Source organism: Gluconobacter potus, assembly GCF_015244705.1.
Classification (GTDB): Bacteria; Pseudomonadota; Alphaproteobacteria; order Acetobacterales; family Acetobacteraceae; genus Gluconobacter; species Gluconobacter potus.
In genome coordinates, this window is record NZ_JABCQF010000002.1 from 433,944 (window position 1) to 453,270 (window position 19,327).

Annotated in this window: 17 protein-coding genes; 6 read left to right on the top strand and 11 right to left on the bottom strand. The window is 61.7% G+C overall.

All coding sequences use genetic code 11. The features are described 5' to 3' along the window. Positions 1-4: 4 nt before the first annotated feature. From HKD31_RS06085 to aroB, 6 genes are all read right to left on the bottom strand, one after another. Positions 5-847 carry an exonuclease/endonuclease/phosphatase family protein gene (locus tag HKD31_RS06085; RefSeq protein ID WP_194264163.1) on the bottom strand — a complete coding sequence of 281 codons (843 nt, stop codon included), beginning with the start codon at positions 845-847 and terminating at the stop codon, positions 5-7. Positions 848-864: 17 nt separating this feature from the next. Continuing rightward, positions 865-1,548 carry a carbonic anhydrase gene (locus tag HKD31_RS06090; protein WP_024716826.1) on the bottom strand — a complete coding sequence of 228 codons (684 nt, stop codon included), beginning with the start codon at positions 1,546-1,548 and terminating at the stop codon, positions 865-867. Between the two features lie 117 nt (positions 1,549-1,665). Further along, on the bottom strand, positions 1,666-4,305 hold the full coding sequence (alaS, locus tag HKD31_RS06095; RefSeq protein WP_194264162.1) for an alanine--tRNA ligase: 2,640 nt from the start codon (positions 4,303-4,305) through the stop codon (positions 1,666-1,668). A gap of 83 nt (positions 4,306-4,388) precedes the next feature. Further along, positions 4,389-4,952: a GtrA family protein gene (locus HKD31_RS06100; protein ID WP_194264161.1), complete on the bottom strand. Its 564-nt coding sequence runs from the start codon at positions 4,950-4,952 to the stop codon at positions 4,389-4,391. Between the two features lie 167 nt (positions 4,953-5,119). Next, positions 5,120-6,259: an OmpA family protein gene (locus HKD31_RS06105; RefSeq protein ID WP_041112059.1), complete on the bottom strand. Its 1,140-nt coding sequence runs from the start codon at positions 6,257-6,259 to the stop codon at positions 5,120-5,122. 316 nt (positions 6,260-6,575) lie between these two features. After that, complete coding sequence (gene aroB, locus HKD31_RS06110; protein WP_194264160.1) at positions 6,576-8,267, bottom strand: 3-dehydroquinate synthase; 1,692 nt, start codon at positions 8,265-8,267, stop codon at positions 6,576-6,578. Positions 8,268-8,327: 60 nt separating this feature from the next. Between aroB and HKD31_RS06115 the strand changes: the two genes are divergently transcribed. From HKD31_RS06115 to HKD31_RS06125, 3 genes are all read left to right on the top strand, one after another. Continuing rightward, positions 8,328-8,738 (top strand): hypothetical protein, encoded by a 411-nt coding sequence (locus tag HKD31_RS06115; protein WP_194264159.1) that lies wholly within the window; start codon positions 8,328-8,330, stop codon positions 8,736-8,738. Positions 8,739-8,748: 10 nt separating this feature from the next. Then, on the top strand, positions 8,749-9,684 hold the full coding sequence (locus HKD31_RS06120; protein ID WP_194264158.1) for a tyrosine recombinase: 936 nt from the start codon (positions 8,749-8,751) through the stop codon (positions 9,682-9,684). Between the two features lie 63 nt (positions 9,685-9,747). Then, positions 9,748-10,722: an acetyl-CoA carboxylase carboxyltransferase subunit alpha gene (locus tag HKD31_RS06125; protein ID WP_194264157.1), complete on the top strand. Its 975-nt coding sequence runs from the start codon at positions 9,748-9,750 to the stop codon at positions 10,720-10,722. Positions 10,723-10,768: 46 nt separating this feature from the next. On the opposite strand, the gene HKD31_RS06130 is transcribed toward HKD31_RS06125, so the two are convergent. Then, entirely contained in the window at positions 10,769-11,539 is a 771-nt protein-coding gene (locus HKD31_RS06130) for a competence/damage-inducible protein A (protein WP_194264156.1), read from the bottom strand. 99 nt (positions 11,540-11,638) lie between these two features. Here HKD31_RS06130 and HKD31_RS06135 point away from each other — a divergent pair, with 99 nt between their 5' ends. Continuing rightward, positions 11,639-12,532, top strand: coding sequence for an SMP-30/gluconolactonase/LRE family protein (locus tag HKD31_RS06135; RefSeq protein ID WP_194264155.1), 894 nt, complete (start codon positions 11,639-11,641; stop codon positions 12,530-12,532). A 1-nt stretch (position 12,533) separates the two neighbouring features. On the opposite strand, the gene HKD31_RS06140 is transcribed toward HKD31_RS06135, so the two are convergent. Then, a complete protein-coding gene (locus tag HKD31_RS06140; RefSeq protein WP_194264154.1) occupies positions 12,534-13,541 on the bottom strand; it encodes a bifunctional GNAT family N-acetyltransferase/(deoxy)nucleoside triphosphate pyrophosphohydrolase in 1,008 nt (335 codons plus the stop codon). 1 nt (position 13,542) lies between these two features. Next, the gene (locus tag HKD31_RS06145; protein WP_228120255.1) at positions 13,543-14,715 is read right to left on the bottom strand and encodes an aromatic ring-hydroxylating oxygenase subunit alpha; all 1,173 of its coding nucleotides are present in this window, start codon (positions 14,713-14,715) and stop codon (positions 13,543-13,545) included. A gap of 479 nt (positions 14,716-15,194) precedes the next feature. Between HKD31_RS06145 and HKD31_RS06150 the strand changes: the two genes are divergently transcribed. After that, entirely contained in the window at positions 15,195-17,408 is a 2,214-nt protein-coding gene (locus tag HKD31_RS06150; RefSeq protein WP_370543900.1) for a TonB-dependent receptor, read from the top strand. 42 nt (positions 17,409-17,450) lie between these two features. Here HKD31_RS06150 and HKD31_RS06155 read toward each other — a convergent pair whose 3' ends face one another. Together HKD31_RS06155 and HKD31_RS06160 are read right to left on the bottom strand one after the other, a co-directional pair. Next, positions 17,451-17,906: a hypothetical protein gene (locus HKD31_RS06155; protein ID WP_194264152.1), complete on the bottom strand. Its 456-nt coding sequence runs from the start codon at positions 17,904-17,906 to the stop codon at positions 17,451-17,453. Between the two features lie 53 nt (positions 17,907-17,959). Beyond that, entirely contained in the window at positions 17,960-18,838 is an 879-nt protein-coding gene (locus HKD31_RS06160) for an ATP-binding protein (protein WP_194264151.1), read from the bottom strand. Between the two features lie 119 nt (positions 18,839-18,957). On the opposite strand from HKD31_RS06160, the gene yajC reads away from it, so the two are divergent. Further along, positions 18,958-19,302, top strand: coding sequence for a preprotein translocase subunit YajC (yajC, locus tag HKD31_RS06165; RefSeq protein ID WP_024716829.1), 345 nt, complete (start codon positions 18,958-18,960; stop codon positions 19,300-19,302). Positions 19,303-19,327: the final 25 nt, after the last annotated feature.

Below are 19,327 nucleotides of genomic sequence, written 5' to 3' on the forward strand. Positions count from 1 at the left end.
GCCGTCAGGGCATTTCAAGCCGGACTGAAACCGGGCAGTGATCTGAAAGGCCGGCAGGTACCGTATCGTTCCTGTAGGTCATGATCCGCAGGCTGTCGGGCACGAGCCAGTTCCGCGCGGCATTACCCAGCAGGATGTGATCGATGAAATATTCCCCGCCCCAGCAGGGACTGGCCTTGCCCGCCGTCGTGAGCGTAACAGGTGTTTCGGTCTCGATCTGCTGCATCAGCGGATCATGCAACGTCAGACGGCGGTTGAAGTCACCCAGAACCGCATAGGCTTCGCCCTCATCCTGCCGTTCCAGCATCCAGTCCTGCATGATGCGGACCTGCTGGTACAGAGTCGGGCAGGAATGCTGGCGCTGGTTCAGCGGCTGGTCCCAGCATCCCGTCTTGAGATGCACCACCAGAAGACGCAGGTTCGCCTGACCATCGCTGATGGTCACATCCAGCCCCCCCCGCAACTGGTGCGGTGCGTCCGGGCCTGCGACGTTCAGGGCTGAGAGTTCATCGTTGACCGTCACGTGCAGGTCGCGACGCACGGCCACGCCCACCCGCTGGACCACAGGATCGGGCGTCAGGATGATCTGATAGGTTGTGGAACTGAAAACACGGGATGCGGCGAGGGGGCCGTCCGTTTCTTCGAAAGCCACGACATCCGAGTTCAGATGTCGGGCATAAGCCGCGAGTTTTGCGAAATCGCGGTGCTCGCCCCCTGGAACATCTTCCGGCAGGGCCGGATCTCCGGACGGGCGGAGTGTCAGCCAGTCCATGTTCCAGGTCGAGAGTTTGAGGGTATGGGCCGAAACGGGCTCCATGCTGCCGGCCAGAAAAAGACCGGCCAGCATGGAAGCCGCAGCCTGCTTCAGGCTGCCTGTCCTTCGGTCGCGCGGATTTCCTCAAGCACGTTCTCAACGGTGCGCGTCTTGCGCGTGCCCTCGTCGAGAATGAGGATTTCGCCCTTGGGTATGTCGTAGAACCAGCCCTGAAGCTTCAGCGCACCCTGTGCCAGCGCCCGGACGACTGTGGGATGCGTGCGCAGATGCACGAGCTGGAGTAGTACGTTGTATTCGGCAAGCGAACGGATGTCTTCCGGCCCGGCGTCCTCGGCCTTCAGATCGCCAAGCGCCGCGCGTGCGGCTTCGCCATGGCGCATCCAGCTCTTGACTGTCGGCAGGCTGTCGAGCTTCGGCGAGTTCAGATCCATCAGCGCGCCCATGGCGCCGCAGTTGGAGTGACCGCAGATGATGACGTTCTTCACCTTGAGTGCGCCAACCGCGTATTCAATGGCAGACGACACCCCACCCAACATCTCGCCATAGGCAGGCACGATATTGCCGACATTGCGAACGATGAAGAGTTCGCCCGGCTCCGTCTGGGTAATGAGACTGGGGCTGATCCGGCTGTCGGCACAGGTAATGAACAGGGTGGACGGAGACTGGCTGGAGGCCAGGCTCTCGAACAGTTCCGCATTTTCCGGATAGACGTCCGTTTCGAATTTCCGGACGCCGCCCAGCAGTTTCGCCAGAGTATCACGACCACAGGCCATGGTGTTCTCCTTCATCTTGAACTACCGGGCAGTTAGAAGGCTTTGTCAGGGCAGGTAAAGCATGATTCCGGTCAACCCATGCTTTGTAACCGCCCTGACATACCATGACGTGTTTTCTTATGCAGATTCCAGTGTCTTGCGCAGCATTGCAAACACCGTTGCCGAGTCCGCCTCCGGACCGCCGGCCTGCGCCATGTCGGGGCGGCCACCGCCGCCCTTGCCACCCATCAGCGCCGAAGCCTCGCGCACCAGCTTGACCGCATCCAGGCGGTCCGTGAGGTCCTTGGTCACGGCGATCACGATGCTGCCACGGCCATCGGCACTGGACATCAACGCCACGACACCCGAACCGATCTGCTTGGAGATGCTTTCTGCAAGGCCCTTGAGTTCCTTGGGACTGACATCGCCCAGATCACGCGCCGAAAGCGTAATGCCGTTAATGCTTTCCGTGGCACTGGTGCCTTCGCCGGTCGCGAGCTTGCGCTGAAGATCGGAAACCTGCGCCGTCAGGGACTTGCGCTCTTCCAGAAGAGCCGCCACGCGGGAGGCGGCATCGGCAACCGGAACCTTGAGCAGATCCGCAATCTGCTTCAGACGGCTCTCGGTTTCCAGCGCCAGTGCTTCGGCAGCAAGGCCACAGACGGCCTCGATCCGGCGCACGCCAGCCGAGACGCCGCTTTCCGAGACGATCCGGAACGGCCCGATCTCGCCGACGCGGCCGACATGCGTGCCGCCGCACAGTTCGATGGAATAGGCCGGACGATCATCGTCGCCCTTGCCCATCGAGACCACGCGGACTTCATCGCCGTACTTCTCGCCGAACAGCGCCATGGCGCCTTCCGCCACGGCTTCTTCCTGCGTCATCAGGCGCGTCTCGACCGGGGCATTCTCGCGGATGCGGGCATTGACCTCGGCCTCGACCGCAGCCAGTTCCTCATCCGTCAGCGGACGCGGCTGGCTGATATCGAAGCGCAGACGCTCCGGCGCATTAAGGCTGCCCTTCTGCGTGACATGCGTGCCGATCTGCCGACGCAGGGCCTCGTGCAGAAGATGGGTTGCGGAGTGATGGCCACGAACCGCCGTGCGACGTGCATGGTCGATTTCGGCATGAACCGCCATACCCGGCTTCAGAGTCCCTTCGACAACCTTGCCGTAATGCACGATCAGGTCGCCGTTGCGCTTCTGCGTATCGGTGATCTCGACGCGTACGCCCGGAGCCGTCAGCGTTCCATGATCGCCAACCTGACCGCCACTTTCGCCATAGAACGGCGTCTGGTTCAGCAGGATCGCAACCGTGTCGTCCCCCGCAGGAGCCACGGCCAGTTCGTCATTGCCACGGAAAATGCCCTGGACTTCCGCATCGGCCTTTTCAGACACATAACCGAGGAACTCGCTCGGACCGTGCTTGTCGCGTGCGTCGAACCACACCGTTTCAGCCGCGGCATCTCCCGAGCCGACCCAGGCCGCACGCGCACGCTTGCGCTGCTCGGCCATGGCGGTCTCGAAACCGGCTTCATCAACCGTGCGGCCCTTTTCACGCAGCGCATCCTGCGTCAGATCCAGTGGGAAACCGAACGTGTCATAGAGCTTGAACGCCACGTCGCCCGGAAGGGCTTCCTTGTCGCCCAGACGATCCAGTTCGTCGGAGAGCAGCGTCAGGCCGCGTTCCAGAAGAGCGGTGAAACGCTCTTCTTCACCCTTCATCGTCTGTGCAATCAGGGCCTGATGCTGCACGAGTTCCGGATAGGCCGCACCCATCTGCTGGATCAGCGCCGGAAGCAGGCGATAGAACACCGGCTCTTTCGCGCCCATGATGTGCAGATGACGCATGGCGCGCCGCATGATGCGACGCAGCACATAACCGCGGCCTTCCTTGGACGGCAGCACGCCATCGGCGATCAGGAACGCGGTGGAGCGCAGATGATCGGCCACAACGCGATGGCTGGCCTTGAACGGACCATCGGCATCCTGGTGCATGATTTCGGCTGAAGCTTCGATCAGCGCGCGCATCGTGTCGGTATCGTAGTTGTCGCGCTTGCCCTGCATGATCGCGGCAAAACGCTCCAGTCCCATGCCCGTGTCGATCGACGGGCGGGGCAGGGCATCGCGCGACCCATCCGGCTGGTCGAGGAACTGCATGAACACGAGGTTCCAGATCTCGACGAAGCGGTCACCGTCTTCATCGGGGCTTCCCGGGGGGCCGCCGAATACGCTGTCGCCGTGATCGTAGAAGATCTCGGAACATGGACCGCACGGGCCCGTATCACCCATGCGCCAGAAATTATCGGAGGTGCCGATGCGGATGATGCGGTCGTCGGACAGGCCGGCGATCTTCTTCCACAGGTCCGCCGCGTCCTCGTCTTTCGCATAGACGGTAGCGAGCAGCTTGTCCTTCGGAAGTCCGAAATCGCGCGTCAGCAGCGTCCAGGCGAATTCGATGGCTTCAGGCTTGAAGTAATCCCCGAAGCTGAAATTGCCCATCATTTCGAAGAACGTGTGGTGGCGCGCCGTATATCCGACATTGTCGAGATCATTATGCTTACCACCTGCGCGCACGACCTTCTGCGCCGTGGTGGCGCGGGAGTAGGGGCGTGTTTCCTGGCCGGTGAAGACGTTCTTGAACGGCACCATGCCAGCATTGGTGAACAGCAGTGTCGGGTCGTTCTGCGGCACCAGGGATGCCGAAGGAACGATGCGGTGGCCCTGCGAACCAAAGTATTCGAGAAAGGCCGATCTGATATCGTTGGTGCTGGTCATGATGAGGGAGCGTCAGTTCCGGGAAGACAGGGAAATAATCTGCCTGTCCTTAGACTATTGTGGCCGCCTTGGAAATGCAGCCCTCAGTCATTGCGGCCATGCGGTCTGATGCCGTTGTCGGGAAGGGCAGACAGATCCGGTTCAGGTTCGGGAGCCGTCAGGCCCGCCGCAGGGATCTCCACAGCCATCTGAACCAGTTCAAGCGGTGTTTCGGGTGTCTGCGCCCGGAAGACAAGACGACGGGAAAGATTGAAGTTCGCCACCATGCCGCACAGGGCGCCTGCCGCCAGCGCAAGCTCAGGATAGTGCACTGTTAGTGGAACCGTCGCGTAAAGCAGGAACACCATGCCGCGATTGAGCAGAAAACCGAATGAATTGGCCAGCAGGAACCGCAGCCATTGCAGAACCATGTGCTGGTTTTCCACCGCGGACAGCCGGAATGTCCAGACGCGGTTAAGGCACCAGTTCCCTGTTGCTGCTACGAAATAGGCAATCAATGTGGCTGCGATCAGACCAGCAGGAACGCGCAGCAGGGAAACCGTTCCCCAGTCCACCAGGAAACCGAAGGCACCGACGGTTCCAAAGCGCAGGAACTGATCGATGATTTCCGGTCGGCTGCGCGGATAGAAAATACGGCTGCGTCGCAAGGAACATGTCTCCGGAATATCGGGATGTGCTGGCTCTAGCGTGCCGGGAAAGGCAATCGCAAGCGGAGTTTCGTCCTGAACGTCGCATTTGCCCAAAGAAAAAGGCGCCCCGAAGGACGCCTTTCTCAATACCGAAGTCGAAGACCCGGCGTCAGATCATGTCTGAATTACTTCAGGATGATCTCGACGCGACGGTTCTGCGGCTCGCGGGTGTTCGGGCCGGTCGGAACCAGCGGCTTGGACTCGCCATAGCCATGGATGTCGATGGCAGCAGCCGGGACACCGTCACGGATCAGCTCAGCCTTCACGCTGGAAGCGCGACGGTTGGACAGACCCAGGTTGTACTTCTCGCCGCGGGGACCCGGGTGAGCAGCAGAGTTATCCGTGTAGCCGTTGACTTCGATGCGCGTCGTCTGGACGTGCGTGGAAGCCTGGGCTGCCTGGGCAACGATCTCACGGGCGCGGCCCGTCAGGTCAGACTTGTCCCAGTCGAAGAACACGAGATACGTGCGGGCCGGGGTCGGAGCCGGCGGAACAACAACCGGAGCCGGCGGCGGCGGCGGCGGAGCCGTGTCGAAGGCATAGCGCAGGCCCAGGATGAACTGGTGCGAGAAGCGCTGGTCGAAGTTCACGTTGCCCTTGTGAACGCCAGAAGCGTTGTAGGCCGTGGAACGATACGGACCGTTGACGAAGTCCTGACCGATGAAGCGGTATTCCGTCGTGACGGCCAGACCCGGAACGTTCGGGATGTCGTAGGCTGCACCGACGATGCCCTGGTACGCGAAGCTGCCCTGCGTGCCGCCCATGCGGTCAACAGCGCCGTTCACGTAGTTGGTCGTGGTCGGGTTGTAGTGCTGCCACAGATAGCCAGCGCCGACACCGACGAACGGCGTGACGGGGACGTTCAGGCCGAAGTTGGCGAGATCGATGTCATACAGCACGTTGACGAGGCCACCATAAGCCTGGTCGGACCCGTGGGTCATGCCGTTAACAGCCGTCGGACGACGGTGGTTGATCTGGGAGTAGTTGTACAGACCCTCGACTTCAACGCGCAGGCCGTTACCGAAGCCCCAGCCGAATGCACCGAAACCGGTGAAGCCGTCGTGGTGGCGGTAGCGGGAGCTCGAAGCAGCGTTGCTGCTCGTGCCGTCAGCCTGCGTCGTCGGCGAGAAGGAGCCGTGCTGCTGCTGAACCAGATTGTAACCACCGCCGATGTTGACATAGGGGCCGGTGATCGTGCTGGCCATGGCAAGCGACGGTGCGGCGACCATCGACGTCATGGCAAGGAGTGCCGTGCGGAGACGCATGTTTTCGTCCTCTTAGTGACTAACGTTCGAGCCGTTGGAAAATGCTTTCACCAACGGACCCAGCGCGATGCATAAGCGCATATAGAGCGCAGAGTTCCCCGGGACAAAGCCAGTCAGGGTCTTCAGGCTCTACTCGGGGTAGGGGAGTGACATAAAAGCCACAATCCATTTCGCCCGCTTCACGATCTACGCCTCGCGTCTACGTTGCCTTAGCTCATGGTTCCACCAGAAGCCAGAGGCTCGTGCAGAAAGCAGCTATGCAAAAATGGAAGCAAAACAGGCATTTAGCTGCCATGTGACGGAATTTTAACATTCCTCACGGACAGCAGCCTTCGCGGATGAGCAGATTACGCACTGTTTCTGAGGAAATTTCGCGGGTCGTAAAGGCCTTCCCGATCCCGCGGAGCAAAACGAAGGCAACCTTCCCGTCCTGCATTTTCTTGTCCCGAGTCATGTGGCGCAGAAGTATGTCGGCAGAGAACGACTCCCGGAACCAGTCAAAGCTCACCGGCATGCCCAGACTCCGCAGATGACGGTCCAGTCGATGCAGGTCCTCGACGGGCGCGTACCCGAGTTCCACCGACAGGGCCATGGCCAGGTGAATCCCGATCGAGACCCCTTCGCCGTGGAGCAGGCGTCCGTCATATCCCAGTTCCGCTTCCAGGGCGTGTCCGAACGTATGCCCCAGATTGAGCAGCGCCCGGCCGCCGACAGAAGCCTGTTCCTTTTCATCAGCCGCCACGACCGCCGCCTTGAAGGCGCAGGCCTGACGGACGGCTTCCGCCAGGGCAGCGGGATCGCCGTCCAGCACCGCGTGTCCATGCGCTTCGCACCAGGCGAAAAGCTCCGGATCTGCAATGAGCCCGGATTTGACGATCTCGGCGTATCCCGCAACGCGCTGGCGACGGGGCAGGGTCGCCAGAGCGGAACTGTCGGCGAGAACCGCGATGGGCTGATGGAACGCGCCGATCAGGTTTTTGCCCGCTGCGGCATTGATTCCTGTTTTGCCGCCGACGCTGCTGTCCACCTGTGAGAGCAGTGTGGTCGGGATCTGCACGAAGGGCAGTCCACGCAGGGCTGTCGCCGCGACAAACCCGGCCAGGTCGCCCACGACTCCGCCCCCCAGAGCGACAATGGTTGTCTTGCGCTCAATGCCCGTGGACAGAAGCTGGTTCATGACCTCGCCATAGCAGGCGAGGGACTTGCTTTCCTCGCCGCCGGGAACCGAAATCACATCCGCGCGGATGCCGGTGTCCTCGAACGACGCCAGAAGCCGCGGCAGATGCAGTTCAGCCACGGTCGCATCCGTAATGATGACGACGCGCTTCTGGGGGAGGTGAGGGGCCAGCCGGGCTCCGGCCCGCGAAATGAGATCCGGCCCGATCAGCACATCATAACTGTGATGGCTGAGCGAGACATGCACTGTCTCCGGCCTGCGATATTCTTCCAGGACTTCCCGTACGCGCTGCACGCCCTGTTCCACCGTGTCATCTCCACAATCGATAATGATGTCCGCCTCGGCGTAGACGGGGTAACGCAGCCCGACCAGCCGCTCCAGCACCTCATCCGGCCGTCCCTGCGCCAGAAGCGGACGTCCCGCACGTCCGGCAACCCGCTTGACGAGGACGTGCACCGGCGCGCGCAGCCAGACCGAAACCGCATGGCGGCGGACCAGATGGCGCGTCTGGGCATCCATCCAGGCCCCACCGCCCGTGGCGAGGATGCAGGGTGGGCCGTCGAGGAGTCGCTGGATGACGCGGCGTTCGCCGTCCCGGAACGACGCCTCGCCATGGCGGGCGAAGATTTCGGGAATCGAACAGCCGGCCGCTCTTTCGATCTCGATGTCGGCATCCACGAACGGCAGCCCGCAGATCTGGGCTAGGCGCCGTCCGATGGTGGTTTTGCCAGCCCCCATCATTCCAACGAGCACAACCGTGCGTGACGGTATGCCATCGGGCGAGAAAAAGGGTTCCGGCTTGGCTGAAAGGGGGAAAGGCAGGCGTGACATGCCCTGCTACCTATCATAGGAGAAGGAACACGTCCTGCCCTCACTTTGAGACCTTTTTCAATGGCAAATCTTGATCGTTCCCTTTTCCGCCTGCCGATGATCGGCGGGGCTGTTGCCGTCCTTCTTGTTCTGGGTGCCGGCGGAGCGTTTCTGCGTCTGGGCATGACGGCTACTCCGCCGGCCCAGACCATGGTTCACAAGGATCTGTTCGGAGGCGCGTTCGCCGCTTCCGCCACCCCGCAGGCTGCGCTCCCGGCCATGCCGCCCGTGCCGGCAGCCGGACCGATGCCTGCTGCCCAGCCGGCTCCGGCACCTGCCATGGTTCCGGCTTCCGTTCCCGCCGCGGCCGCTCCGGCGGCCCCCGCCGCCCAACTGACGCCTTCCACACCGCTGCCGACGATGCCGGCTCCCAGGGCCGCGCCGGCCCAGCCCATGCCTGCTGCTCCGGTCGCACCGGCTCCCACGCACTGATCCATTCTTCATGGCGCGCGACAGTGACGTCCAGGGGGACTGCAGGCATGTCGAGGCTTTTCTAGAGATGCTGGCCGCCGAGCGCGGCGCGGCGCTGAAAACCCGTCAGGCCTACGCCTCGGACCTCGCCGACTTCGCAACGCACTGCGCGCCGCTCTCCCTTTCCGAAGCGCGGGGAGAGGAGGTCCAGTCCTATCTTGCTGAACTCTCCCGTGCGGGACTGGCGGCGCGGACAGCGGCCCGGCGCCTGTCCTGCCTGCGCCAGTTCTATCGCTTCCTGATGCTCGAGTCGGTACGTGAGGACGATCCGACCGAGCGCCAGCAGGCCCCCCGAATAACGTCCTCTCTTCCCAGGCCGCTGGATGAAGACGAAATCCGTCTTCTGCTGGAAACCGGCACGCGCGGCCATGAAAACGAACGCCGGGACATCGTCTCCCGCGCCGCACTCGAACTGCTCTACACGACCGGCCTGCGCATTTCCGAACTGCTGGCCCTGCCGGCAACCTGTGTGCATGTCCGAGGACCGATGCTGCTGGTGCGCGGGAAAGGCGGACGCGAACGACTGGTGCCTTTGTCCCAGAGTGCGCGGGAGGCGGCGGATCAACTCGTGCATTTCGATCGTGATCTCGGCAGTCCTTGGCTTTTTCCCGGCCGCGATCCGCAGAAACATCTCACGCGGCAGGGATTCGACAAAATCCTGCTCGCCTGCGCCCTGAAAGCCGGGCTGGATCCGGACCGCGTCAGCCCCCACGTCCTGAGGCATTCGTTCGCCAGCCATCTTCTGGCGCACGGGGCCGATCTGAGGGCGCTCCAGATGCTTCTGGGTCATGCCGATATCGCCACCACGCAGATCTATACGCAGGTCATGTCCGAGCGCCTGCGACAGGCCGTGGCGGCGCATCATCCGCTGGCACGGAAAGCCGGGGCCCCGGTCGATGCGGACTGAACCGATCATTCCGCTTGTCGCAGGGACTGTTTCCGGACGCGTAGGCGTGCTATCGGGCTGGCCATGCGCCAATTCCTAGATTTCGAGAAGTCGGTCGCCGAACTCGAGACCAAGATCGACGAACTCCGCCAGATGGGCAGCCAGGGCAAGGACTCCGGCACCAGCGGCATCAATATCGATGACGAGATTGCCCGTCTGTCCGAAAAGGCCGACAAGCAGCTCCGCTCGACCTATGCCAAGCTGACGCCGCTGCAGAAAGTGCAGGTGGCCCGTCACGCCCAGCGCCCGAAGGCTCTGGATTACTTGCATCAGCTGGTAACGGACTATACGCCGCTGGCCGGTGACCGCGCCTTTGGTGACGATGACGCCATGATCGGCGGGCTGGCCCGTTTCCGTGGAGAACCGGTCATTGTCGTCGGGACCGAGCGTGGCCACGACACCGAAACGCGCCTGAAGCATAATTTTGGCATGGCCCGCCCCGAAGGTTACCGCAAGGCGCAGCGTCTGGTCGAAATGGCCGGTCGCTTTGGCCTGCCGATCCTGAGCTTTATCGACACTGCCGGTGCCTGGCCCGGAATCGACGCAGAAGCACGCGGACAGGCCCAGGCCATCGCAAAGTCGATTGATGTCTGCCTCAAGGCACCCGTGCCGCTGATCGTGACCGTGATTGGTGAGGGCGGCTCAGGTGGTGCCATTGCCATCGGTGCAGGCGACCGCATTCTGATGCTCGAGCACTCGATCTATTCCGTGATTTCGCCGGAAGCGGCAGCGTCCATCCTGTGGCGCGATCCGAAGCTGGCTCCGGCCGCGGCGGAAGCTCTCAAGCTCACCGCGCAGGATCTTCAGTCCCTCGGCGTGATCGACCGCATCATTCCGGAGCCCCTGGGCGGCGCCCAGCGCGCTCCGGAAGAAGCCGTCAAGGCGGTTGGGAATGCGATTGCCGAAGAGCTTGCATCCCTTCAGGGACTTACCGGCCCGGCACTGATCCAGAAGCGCCGGGACAAGTTCCTCTCCATGACCCGCGCCCCTCTGCACTGAGGGAGCCTTCAAAAGCCGCTGCTTCCCCGCAGCGGCTTTTGTTTTTTCAGGCTGGCTGCTTGTGCGCCGCTTCTCCAGCCAGCGGCTCGCGTCCATGCGCCATGATCAGATCATGTAGCGCCAGCGCCGCTTTCCCGACCAGATCCCCGTCATAGCCCTTGGCGACCAGCGCCACACCGCTTGCGCCATCCGGCAGGTGGTAGGGATAGGACCCCAGATCGACCATCGGGAATGTTTTCTGTAGCGTCGCCAGATCGGCGGCGAAATCGCCTTCCTTCAGGCCTGCGGCATGCCAGCTTGCGGAAACGAGCGGCGCGCCCTTTTCCAGCTGCGGCACCAGCCACGCGACCATCGAGGCAAAGATCGACGGTACACCGGCCATGACATGGACATTGCCGATGCTGAAGCCGGGCGCCACGGATACCGTGTTGAGGATCGGCGTGGAGCCTTCCGGAAGATAGGCCATGCGCTGGCGGGCCGCGTTGAACCGGTCCGCTCCCAGAGCAGCCTCCAGCAGGCGGAAGCTTTCCTCATGCCGGACCAGCGGTGCTCCCATCGCGGTGGCGACGCATTCGGCCGTGATGTCGTCATGCGTCGGTCCGATGCCGCCGGACGTGAAAACGATGTCGAAGGCGGCACTGCAATCGCGGACGGTCTGGACGATCCGCTCTTCGATGTCAGGAATGACCCGGACTTCCATGAGCCGGATGCCCTGCGCATTGAGCGCCTGAGCCAGAACCCGCGTATTGGCGTCCTGTGTGCGTCCTGAGAGGATCTCGTTGCCGATGACGAGAAAACAGGCAGTTTTTTGAAGCATGTGTCCGCTCCTGATAGTCTTCGCCACAGAACGTAACGGCTCGCCTCGCGTTGTCGAGGACAAACCCGCTCCGAACTTTCGTTTTCATCAGGAGGAACCATGACCAGCATCCTGCTTCATCAGCCCGAATGCATTCTCGATCTGCGCGCGACGCTGGGGGAGGGGCCTGTCTGGATTGAAGGCGAAAAAAGCCTGTATTTCGTGGATATTCCCGAAGCGAAGATCCATCGCCTTACACCCACCAGCGGTGCCCATCAGACATGGTCCGCGCCGGACCGCGTGGCGTTTCTTCTTCCCGTCGCGGACGGGACATTCCTCGCCGGGATGCCGGACGGCCTGCGCCGCTTCGACCCGCGTAACGGCAGCTTCTCCGAGCATACGATCGTGGAAGCCGAAAAGCCCCGCAACCGGCTCAATGACGGCTGTGTCGATCCGCAGGGGCGTGTCTGGTTTGGTACCATGGACGATGGCGAGGAGAACCCGTCCGGTTCGATCTATCGCGTCGTTCACGACGGCAAGGGTCTGAACATCACCCATCACGACGAAGGCTATACCGTTTCCAACGGTCCCGCCGTCTCTCCGTGCGGCAAGGTGCTGTATGTCTGCGACAGCCCGGAACAGACCATCTACGCCTTCGATATCGAAGCAGATGGCAATCTCGCAAACGAGCGTGTCTTTGCCCGGCTGGAGCACGGCTATCCCGACGGAATCGTGACCGACAGCGAAGGGACCATCTGGTGTGGAACCTGGGGTGGGGGCCGTGTGGCGCGTTTCAAATCCGATGGTACGGAACTGCCGCCGATTCCCATGCCCGTCACGAATGTCACGAAAGTCGCTTTTGGTGGCGATGACCTGAAAACGGTTTTCGTGACGACCGCGCGCAAGGGACTGGACGCAGAGACGCTGGCGAAAGAGCCGCAGGCCGGCTCTCTGTTCGCCTTCCGCACAGATGTCGCGGGCGTTCCGCAGCAGGTGTTTCGCCTGAACGGCTGACCTAGCCCAGAAGCTCCTGCAGAAGCGGGATCAGGGGAAGGTCAGGATCGGGCATGGCATAGCGGCTGAGATCGGCGGCCGCGACCCATTCCAGCGTCTGGCCTTCGCGCGGGGTGGGAACACCCCGCCAGCGCCGCACCACATAAAGCGGCATCAGCAGATGAAACGGCCCGGCGTTTTCGCTGACGAAGGTGAAGGGCGCTAGGCAGGCCCCCGTCAGATCCAGCCCCAACTCCTCGCGCATTTCCCGGATCAGCGCCTGTTCCGGCGTCTCATCCCGTTCGACCTTGCCGCCGGGGAACTCCCAAAGTCCCGCAAGACGTTTCCCTTCCGGACGCTTGGCAAGAAGGATCCGCCCCTGCGCGTCGAGCAGGGCAGCCGCTACGACCAGCAATGTCCGGGGTTTGGGCGGTTCGGCGACGACCGGAGTGACCTCAGCCGAGGGTGGAGCGGGGGCCTCGACTGGTTCCTGCGTCTTGGCGAGGAACGTTGCGCGCGGCAGTTCGAACAGATCGATTGGACAGTCCTGTCCGCGCGAGACGAAACGTCGGCTGGAGGTTCCCGTCTTCACAAAGCCGAGCTTTCCCAGAACCGCTGCTGACGCGACATTGTCCTGCGCGGCATCTGCCGTGATCTTTTCCAGTCGCAGAACCGTCAGCCCCCATTCAACGACGCGCTGACCCGCCTGCGTGGTCAGGCCCTGCCCCCATTCCGTGGGGGCTAGCCAGTATCCTAGCGAGCCGGAACGCCGGTCATCGGAGAGCACGAGCGCGATCGCCCCCAGAAGCGCTCCGTCACGGGTCATGGCAAAATGATGCGCGCTGCCCTGGGCGCTGTCGCGACGGGTGGAGTCGATCCATTGCTCCGCCAGTTCGCGGGGATAGGGGAAGGGCAGGCGACTGAGCATCCGGACGACGCTCCAGTCATTGATGAGACGATGGATTGCCGGGGCGTCACCCGGATGCAGGGAGCGCAGAACGAGTCTCCCTGCCTTGAGTTCCGGTGTCATGTCAGGACGAAGACACCTGGTTGCCCGCCGGCTTGTCGGCCGGAACGCCACACCGGGCCAGAAGCCTGCGAAGCATGTTGATGACCGGGAAGACTTCCTGGTTGTGGTCGCCGCCCAGTTCGTTCCAGGCCGCCTGTTCCAGCTCCACGATGTCCCGGTCTTCCTTGAAGATCCGCTCCGTGAACGCGACGAGGAACGGCCAGGCGATGTCGAGAACCAGCTTCGCCTTCGGGCGGCGGATCGACAGCAGCCCGAACACGCGGCAGGTTTTCTCTTCAGCGTCCTGCGGCACGTACACGATCCACAGATCCATGACCGGCGGCTCGTCACCGGTTGCGATGCGCAGCGTCTGGTACGGATATTCCGTCCGGATCGTCATGACATCCTTGTGGGCGTATTTCTCGCTTGCGTCGCGACGCTCACCGAAGATGAACGTCTCGCCCCAGGGCTGCTTGCCGCCGGTACGGGCGAAGCTGTAGCGCGCCTCGACCAGCGTCGGCTCGTCCCTGCCGCCGAGGAAACGCGGCTTCATCTGGCCCATCTGCTTCATGTGCATGAACTGATGGTTCATATCCATCAGGTTCTCATGCATGAAACTGTAATGGCAGGCGACCGTCTCACCGAAACGGCGGGTCTTGTATTCGGGGTTGCCCACCGAGCCCAGCTGCGGAAATGGTGTGCTCTCGGCTTTTGCCGGATCGCCCGGGAAAATGAAGATCAGCCCGCCTTCCTCACGGCACGGATAAGTCCGAACACCATTGGGGAGCTTGCCCTTGCCCAGATATGGCACGTCGATGCAGCGGCCCGAACGGCCATAGGCCCATCCGTGGTAGCAGCACTGGACCGCTTCACCACTCACCTTGCCAAGGCTGAGCGGAACCTGCCGATGAGCACAGCGGTCTTCCAGCGCAAACACGCTGCCGTCCATGGGGCGTACGAGCGCGATCGGCTGCCCGGCATAGCGCGTGCCGATGGTCTTGCCGCGTTTGAGTTCGCGCGACCAGGCGACCGGATACCAGTAGTCGGGATTGGACAGCACGCGCCGGAGATCCCCGGTCTTCCGGACCACATCTTCCACAGGAGAATATTCACCGATATCCGGGGCGATGACCCGATCGGTGTCCGGAGATGTGCTTTCGACAGTAGCAGAAGAGGCAGAAATAGTCTGCGACATGAGTATCCTGATCCGTGATGAAACCGCGACGTCGTCTTGTTGGGCATCAGCCTAACAGGCAAAGCCCCACCACAGGAAGAGATCATTCTTCACGGCCGCAGCGCGTCTTTCCCGCAACATGCGGCACAAAAACCATTTTTTTCGTGTCATTGAAACATCATCTGGCAATGCTGGCGCTTTTCGGGCGATGCAGGCACGTTTAGGAGACCGCTTCCCAAAGTTCATAAATCCCAGATTCCGGAGTTTCGGCCACGGTGCGAACCAGATCCCTGCTTCTTTCCTCCATCGCACTGTTTGCAGTCCGTCAGTCAGCACTGGCCGCAGGTCACCAGCCTCTTCCGGCAGCCGACGATGCGGCGGCGGTCACGGCCCATGCCCGCACCCATGCGGCATCGCGCCATGCTGGAAACGCCGCTCCGGTCGCGGGAGCCAAAAACACGCCGCCCCGGCATACGTCTGCACGCCATAAGGTCGAGACGCTGGAATCCCGTGCAACGGAAAGTGTCGCTGTTACCGGCCGTCAGCTGACCGGGCGCGATGCCGAGCAGGCCGTCTCCAAGGCCATCATGCGCCAGTATGTTCCGGGAACCAGCGCCTACAAGATGCTGGATCGCACGCCGGGCGTGAGCTTCTCGTCCACCGATCCGTTCGGAATCGACAGCTTCGGCGCCAATCTCTACGTCCGCGGCTTCTTCATGAACCAGATGGGCGTCACGGTGGATGGCGTTCCCCTGAACGATCAGACGTACCAGTCCGTCAGTGGCATGAGCCTCGCCTCCGCCATCATCCCCGACGACATCCAGTCCATGCGCATGTCGCAGGGTGCAGGTTCGGTCGAATTGCCCTCGACCAACACGCTGGGCGGCACGATCCAGATCGGTTCCTCGGACCCCGAGGACAAGCGTGGCGGCAAGGTCAGCCAGTCTTTCGGCAGCTACGGGTCGTATCGCACCTATGTCCGTCTGGACTCCGGCAAGCTGAACCCGACCGGCACGAAGTTCTACACCTCCTATGCCCGCACCGATGAAGGCATGTGGATGGGGAGCGGCGACCAGTTCATGCAGCAGGTCGATGCCAAGCTCGTCCAGCCGATCAATGAACGCAGCCGCATGTCGGCTTTCTTCAACTGGTCCAGTCTGGCGCAGTGGAACTATCCGGATACGTCCATCGGCATCCTGAAGAGCCTCGGTTGGCGCACACCACATCTCTATCCGAATTATGGTCTGGCTTACGGGATTGCCAACGGGACGAGTCCGCTGCCGGCCGGTTACGGGAATGTACCGGGTATCGATGGCTCAAACATCGCCATGTATGACGGTGGCCAGGCTGAAACCAACTATATGGGTGGCCTGCATTTTGACCTCGCCCTGACCGATCACCTGACCTGGAACACCACGATCTACGGTCACAGTCAGACCGGCTATTACAGCTATACGGACTCGGACGATCCCTCGCCGAATGGGGCGCCATTCTCCGAAGAGGTCTGGCAGAACCGTCAGGAGCGTTACGGTCTCGACACCAGCCTGCGTTACAAGTGGGGCCGTCATACTTTCGAGGGGGGCGTGTGGTACGAGAACAACAACCAGCAGGCAGGCCTGTTCAATTATCAGGAACCGCTTCTGGGGCAGGGTGCGCCGCTCAAGGCCGTGGGTCCTTATGACGTTTACGGCCCGGCCTTCCTCGAAGGCTACAACTTCCAGTGGACCACGAACGTCATGCAGTTCCATCTGCAGGACAGCATCCAGCTCGCTCAGGGTCTGACGCTGCATGCCGGCTTCAAGTCCATGACGGCCACCACGTCCGGCGGTGCGCAGTACAACAATGCTGACTGGACGGGGGCCGATGCTCTGCCGAATGGTTCTCTGACCGCCTCACAGGCCTTCCTGCCGCACGTCAATCTGGACTGGCACATCAACCGCCACCACGAGATCTATGTGGACGTGGCGGAGAATATGCGCGCCTACGAGGTCTCGGCCTATGGCGTGGCGAACTCGGTCTATTCCGTGCAGGATCAGGCCACGTTTCAGGCCCAGAAGAAGTCCCTCGAACCGTCCAAGGCGTGGGTCTATCTCGGCGGCTACCGCTATACGTCGAAGTACCTTCAGGCGAACGCCACCGTCTATCATGCCAGCCTGATCCACCCGATCCTGGCGGCCGCGGTTGGCTCCCTGACCAATCCGGTCTCGCAGGTCATCGATTTCGGCCACATTTCCATGACGGGTGCGAATGGTGACATCACCCTCACCCCGATCGACGGCCTTAGTATCAGCAACAATCTGAGCTACAACAAGGGCACTTACGACCGAAATGTCGACACGGTTGGCGGCTATTACGCCCTGGCTGGCAAGAACATCGTCAATTACCCGGCCTGGATGTACAAGGCAGCGATTGCCTATAGCTGGAAAGGCATGACCGCGCATTTCGATGCGAATTACTACAGCCGCCGGTATTACAGCTTCATGAACGACACTTCGATCGGTGGATACTGGTTGGCCAATGCGGGTGCACAGTACCGTTTCGGCAAGCTGAGCGTTCTCAAGGACGTCACGGCAAGCTTTAACGTCTATAACCTGTTCAACACCAAATACATTTCCATGATGGGCGAGAACGACAACCCTGCCGTCGGCGACTACCAGTCGATGGAGCGCGGCGCCGTTCGGGAGTTTTTCGGAACCATCAGCGCGTCATTCTGACTGGCGGAAGAGGCAGGCGACTTCGAGCGCCTGCCTTCATGGTCAGGAGAAAACGGGCAAAACGGCCGGGTCAGGGTCGTCGGCGTTTCGTCCCGTCAGACATGCGCGGGCCTTACTCACAACACGTCTGCTCCGGCTCACAGTGCGTCGGAACAACTGCCACAGAACGAGGATATTTTTTCCTGCTCCCGTCAGCAGCATCGCGAACGCAAGGCTGGACGCCGCTTCGACGAAGGACATAACTTCAAAACTGGTAGCGAAACCAAGAACATCCGGAGCCATCTGTAGGCTTGCGGCAAAACCATCATGGCCCAGTAGCCACGTGGCACAGCCCACAAGCAGAAGAGTTCCCAGCGCAAGAATGCCTGCAGTGTAGGGAAACTCTCTCACCCATCTGACGGGACGTGTCACAAGCCGATCACGACAGATTTTGCCGATAGATGTATCTGGAGCCGCATAAGCCAGAAAAAATGCGGCGATTATCATCAGGATGATCATATTGCTACTCTCGTGCGTTCAACGTCTTGTGCGAGCACAAACAGCCCTGAAATTCAGGCATCCTGTTCGGGGGTTACACCCAGTTCGGCGCTCAGATCGCTGATGAACTGCGAGGCCACACGACCGGATCGGCTGCCGCGCGCCATGGCCCATTGCAGGGCTTTCCGGCGGAGCTCATCGCGCGGAACCGGCAGCTTGTAATAAGCCGCATACGCTTCGACGATCGCCAGATAATCGTCCTGCGTCGCGCCATACAGCCCGATCCACAGCCCGAACCGGTCTGAAAGCGAGACCTTTTCCTCAATGGCTTCCGATGGGTTGATCGCGCTGCCTGTTTCATTCTCGATCATGTCACGCGGCATCAGGTGGCGCCGGTTCGACGTCGCATAGATCAGCACGTTCTCCGGCCGTCCCCCGATCCCGCCATCGAGAACGGATTTGAGAGACTTGTAATCCGCATCCTGGCTTTCGAACGACAGGTCATCGCAAAAGAGGATGCAGCGACGCTTCGTGGTCCGCAGAACGGCCAGCAGCTTCGGCAGCGAAGACAGCTCGTCACGCTGGATCTCGATCAGCGCGAGTGTGCCGCCGCCCTTTGCCCGCTGTTCCTCGTTCACGGCCGCGACGGACGCCTTCACCAGCGAGGATTTGCCCATTCCGCGCGCGCCCCACAGCATCACGTTGTTCGCGCTGAAGCCTTCCGCGAAATGCCGGGTATTGGTCATGACCTGATCCATCTGTCGCTTCACGCCCTGAAGCAGCGACAGCGGCACACCCGAAACCTTCTCGACCGGTGTCAGCACACCCAGAGCAGCCTGCCACAGAAAGGCGTCGTGCCTGTGCAGGATATCCGCACTCGGCGGAGGCGGACTCATCCTCTCCAGACTGTCGGCAATACGTTCGAGAGCACTGAGCAGGGCATGGTCGGTCATGGAAAACGGTCCCGAAACGAAAGGGGTTGAGATCAAAAGACATCGGCGCCGTGCTTGACGGGCAGCCCCCGGACGATATGGTCCCCGCCAGCTTCACTCAAGACTGGACCCTTACATCCATGAGCAGTCTGTTCATTTCTTCCGCCCAGGCCGCCGATGGTGGTGGCCTCCTGTCCAATCCGCAGGTGCTTCAGTTCGCCCCGATGATCTTCATCTTCGTGGTGTTCTACTTTCTGCTGATCCGTCCCCAGCAGCAGCGCGCCCGCAAGCTGCGTGACGAGCAGGGCTCCCTGCGTCGCGGTGACCGGATCGTGACGGCAGGCGGTATCGTCGGCGTTGTGCAGGCGACCCGCGATGACAGCGACGAAGTGGATGTCGAGATCGCTCAGGGCGTGCGCGTGAAGATCGTCCGCAGCACGATCACGAACATCATGCCGCGCGACAAGCCCGCCAACGATTCCTGATCTGGTCTTCTACAAGACCCGTTCA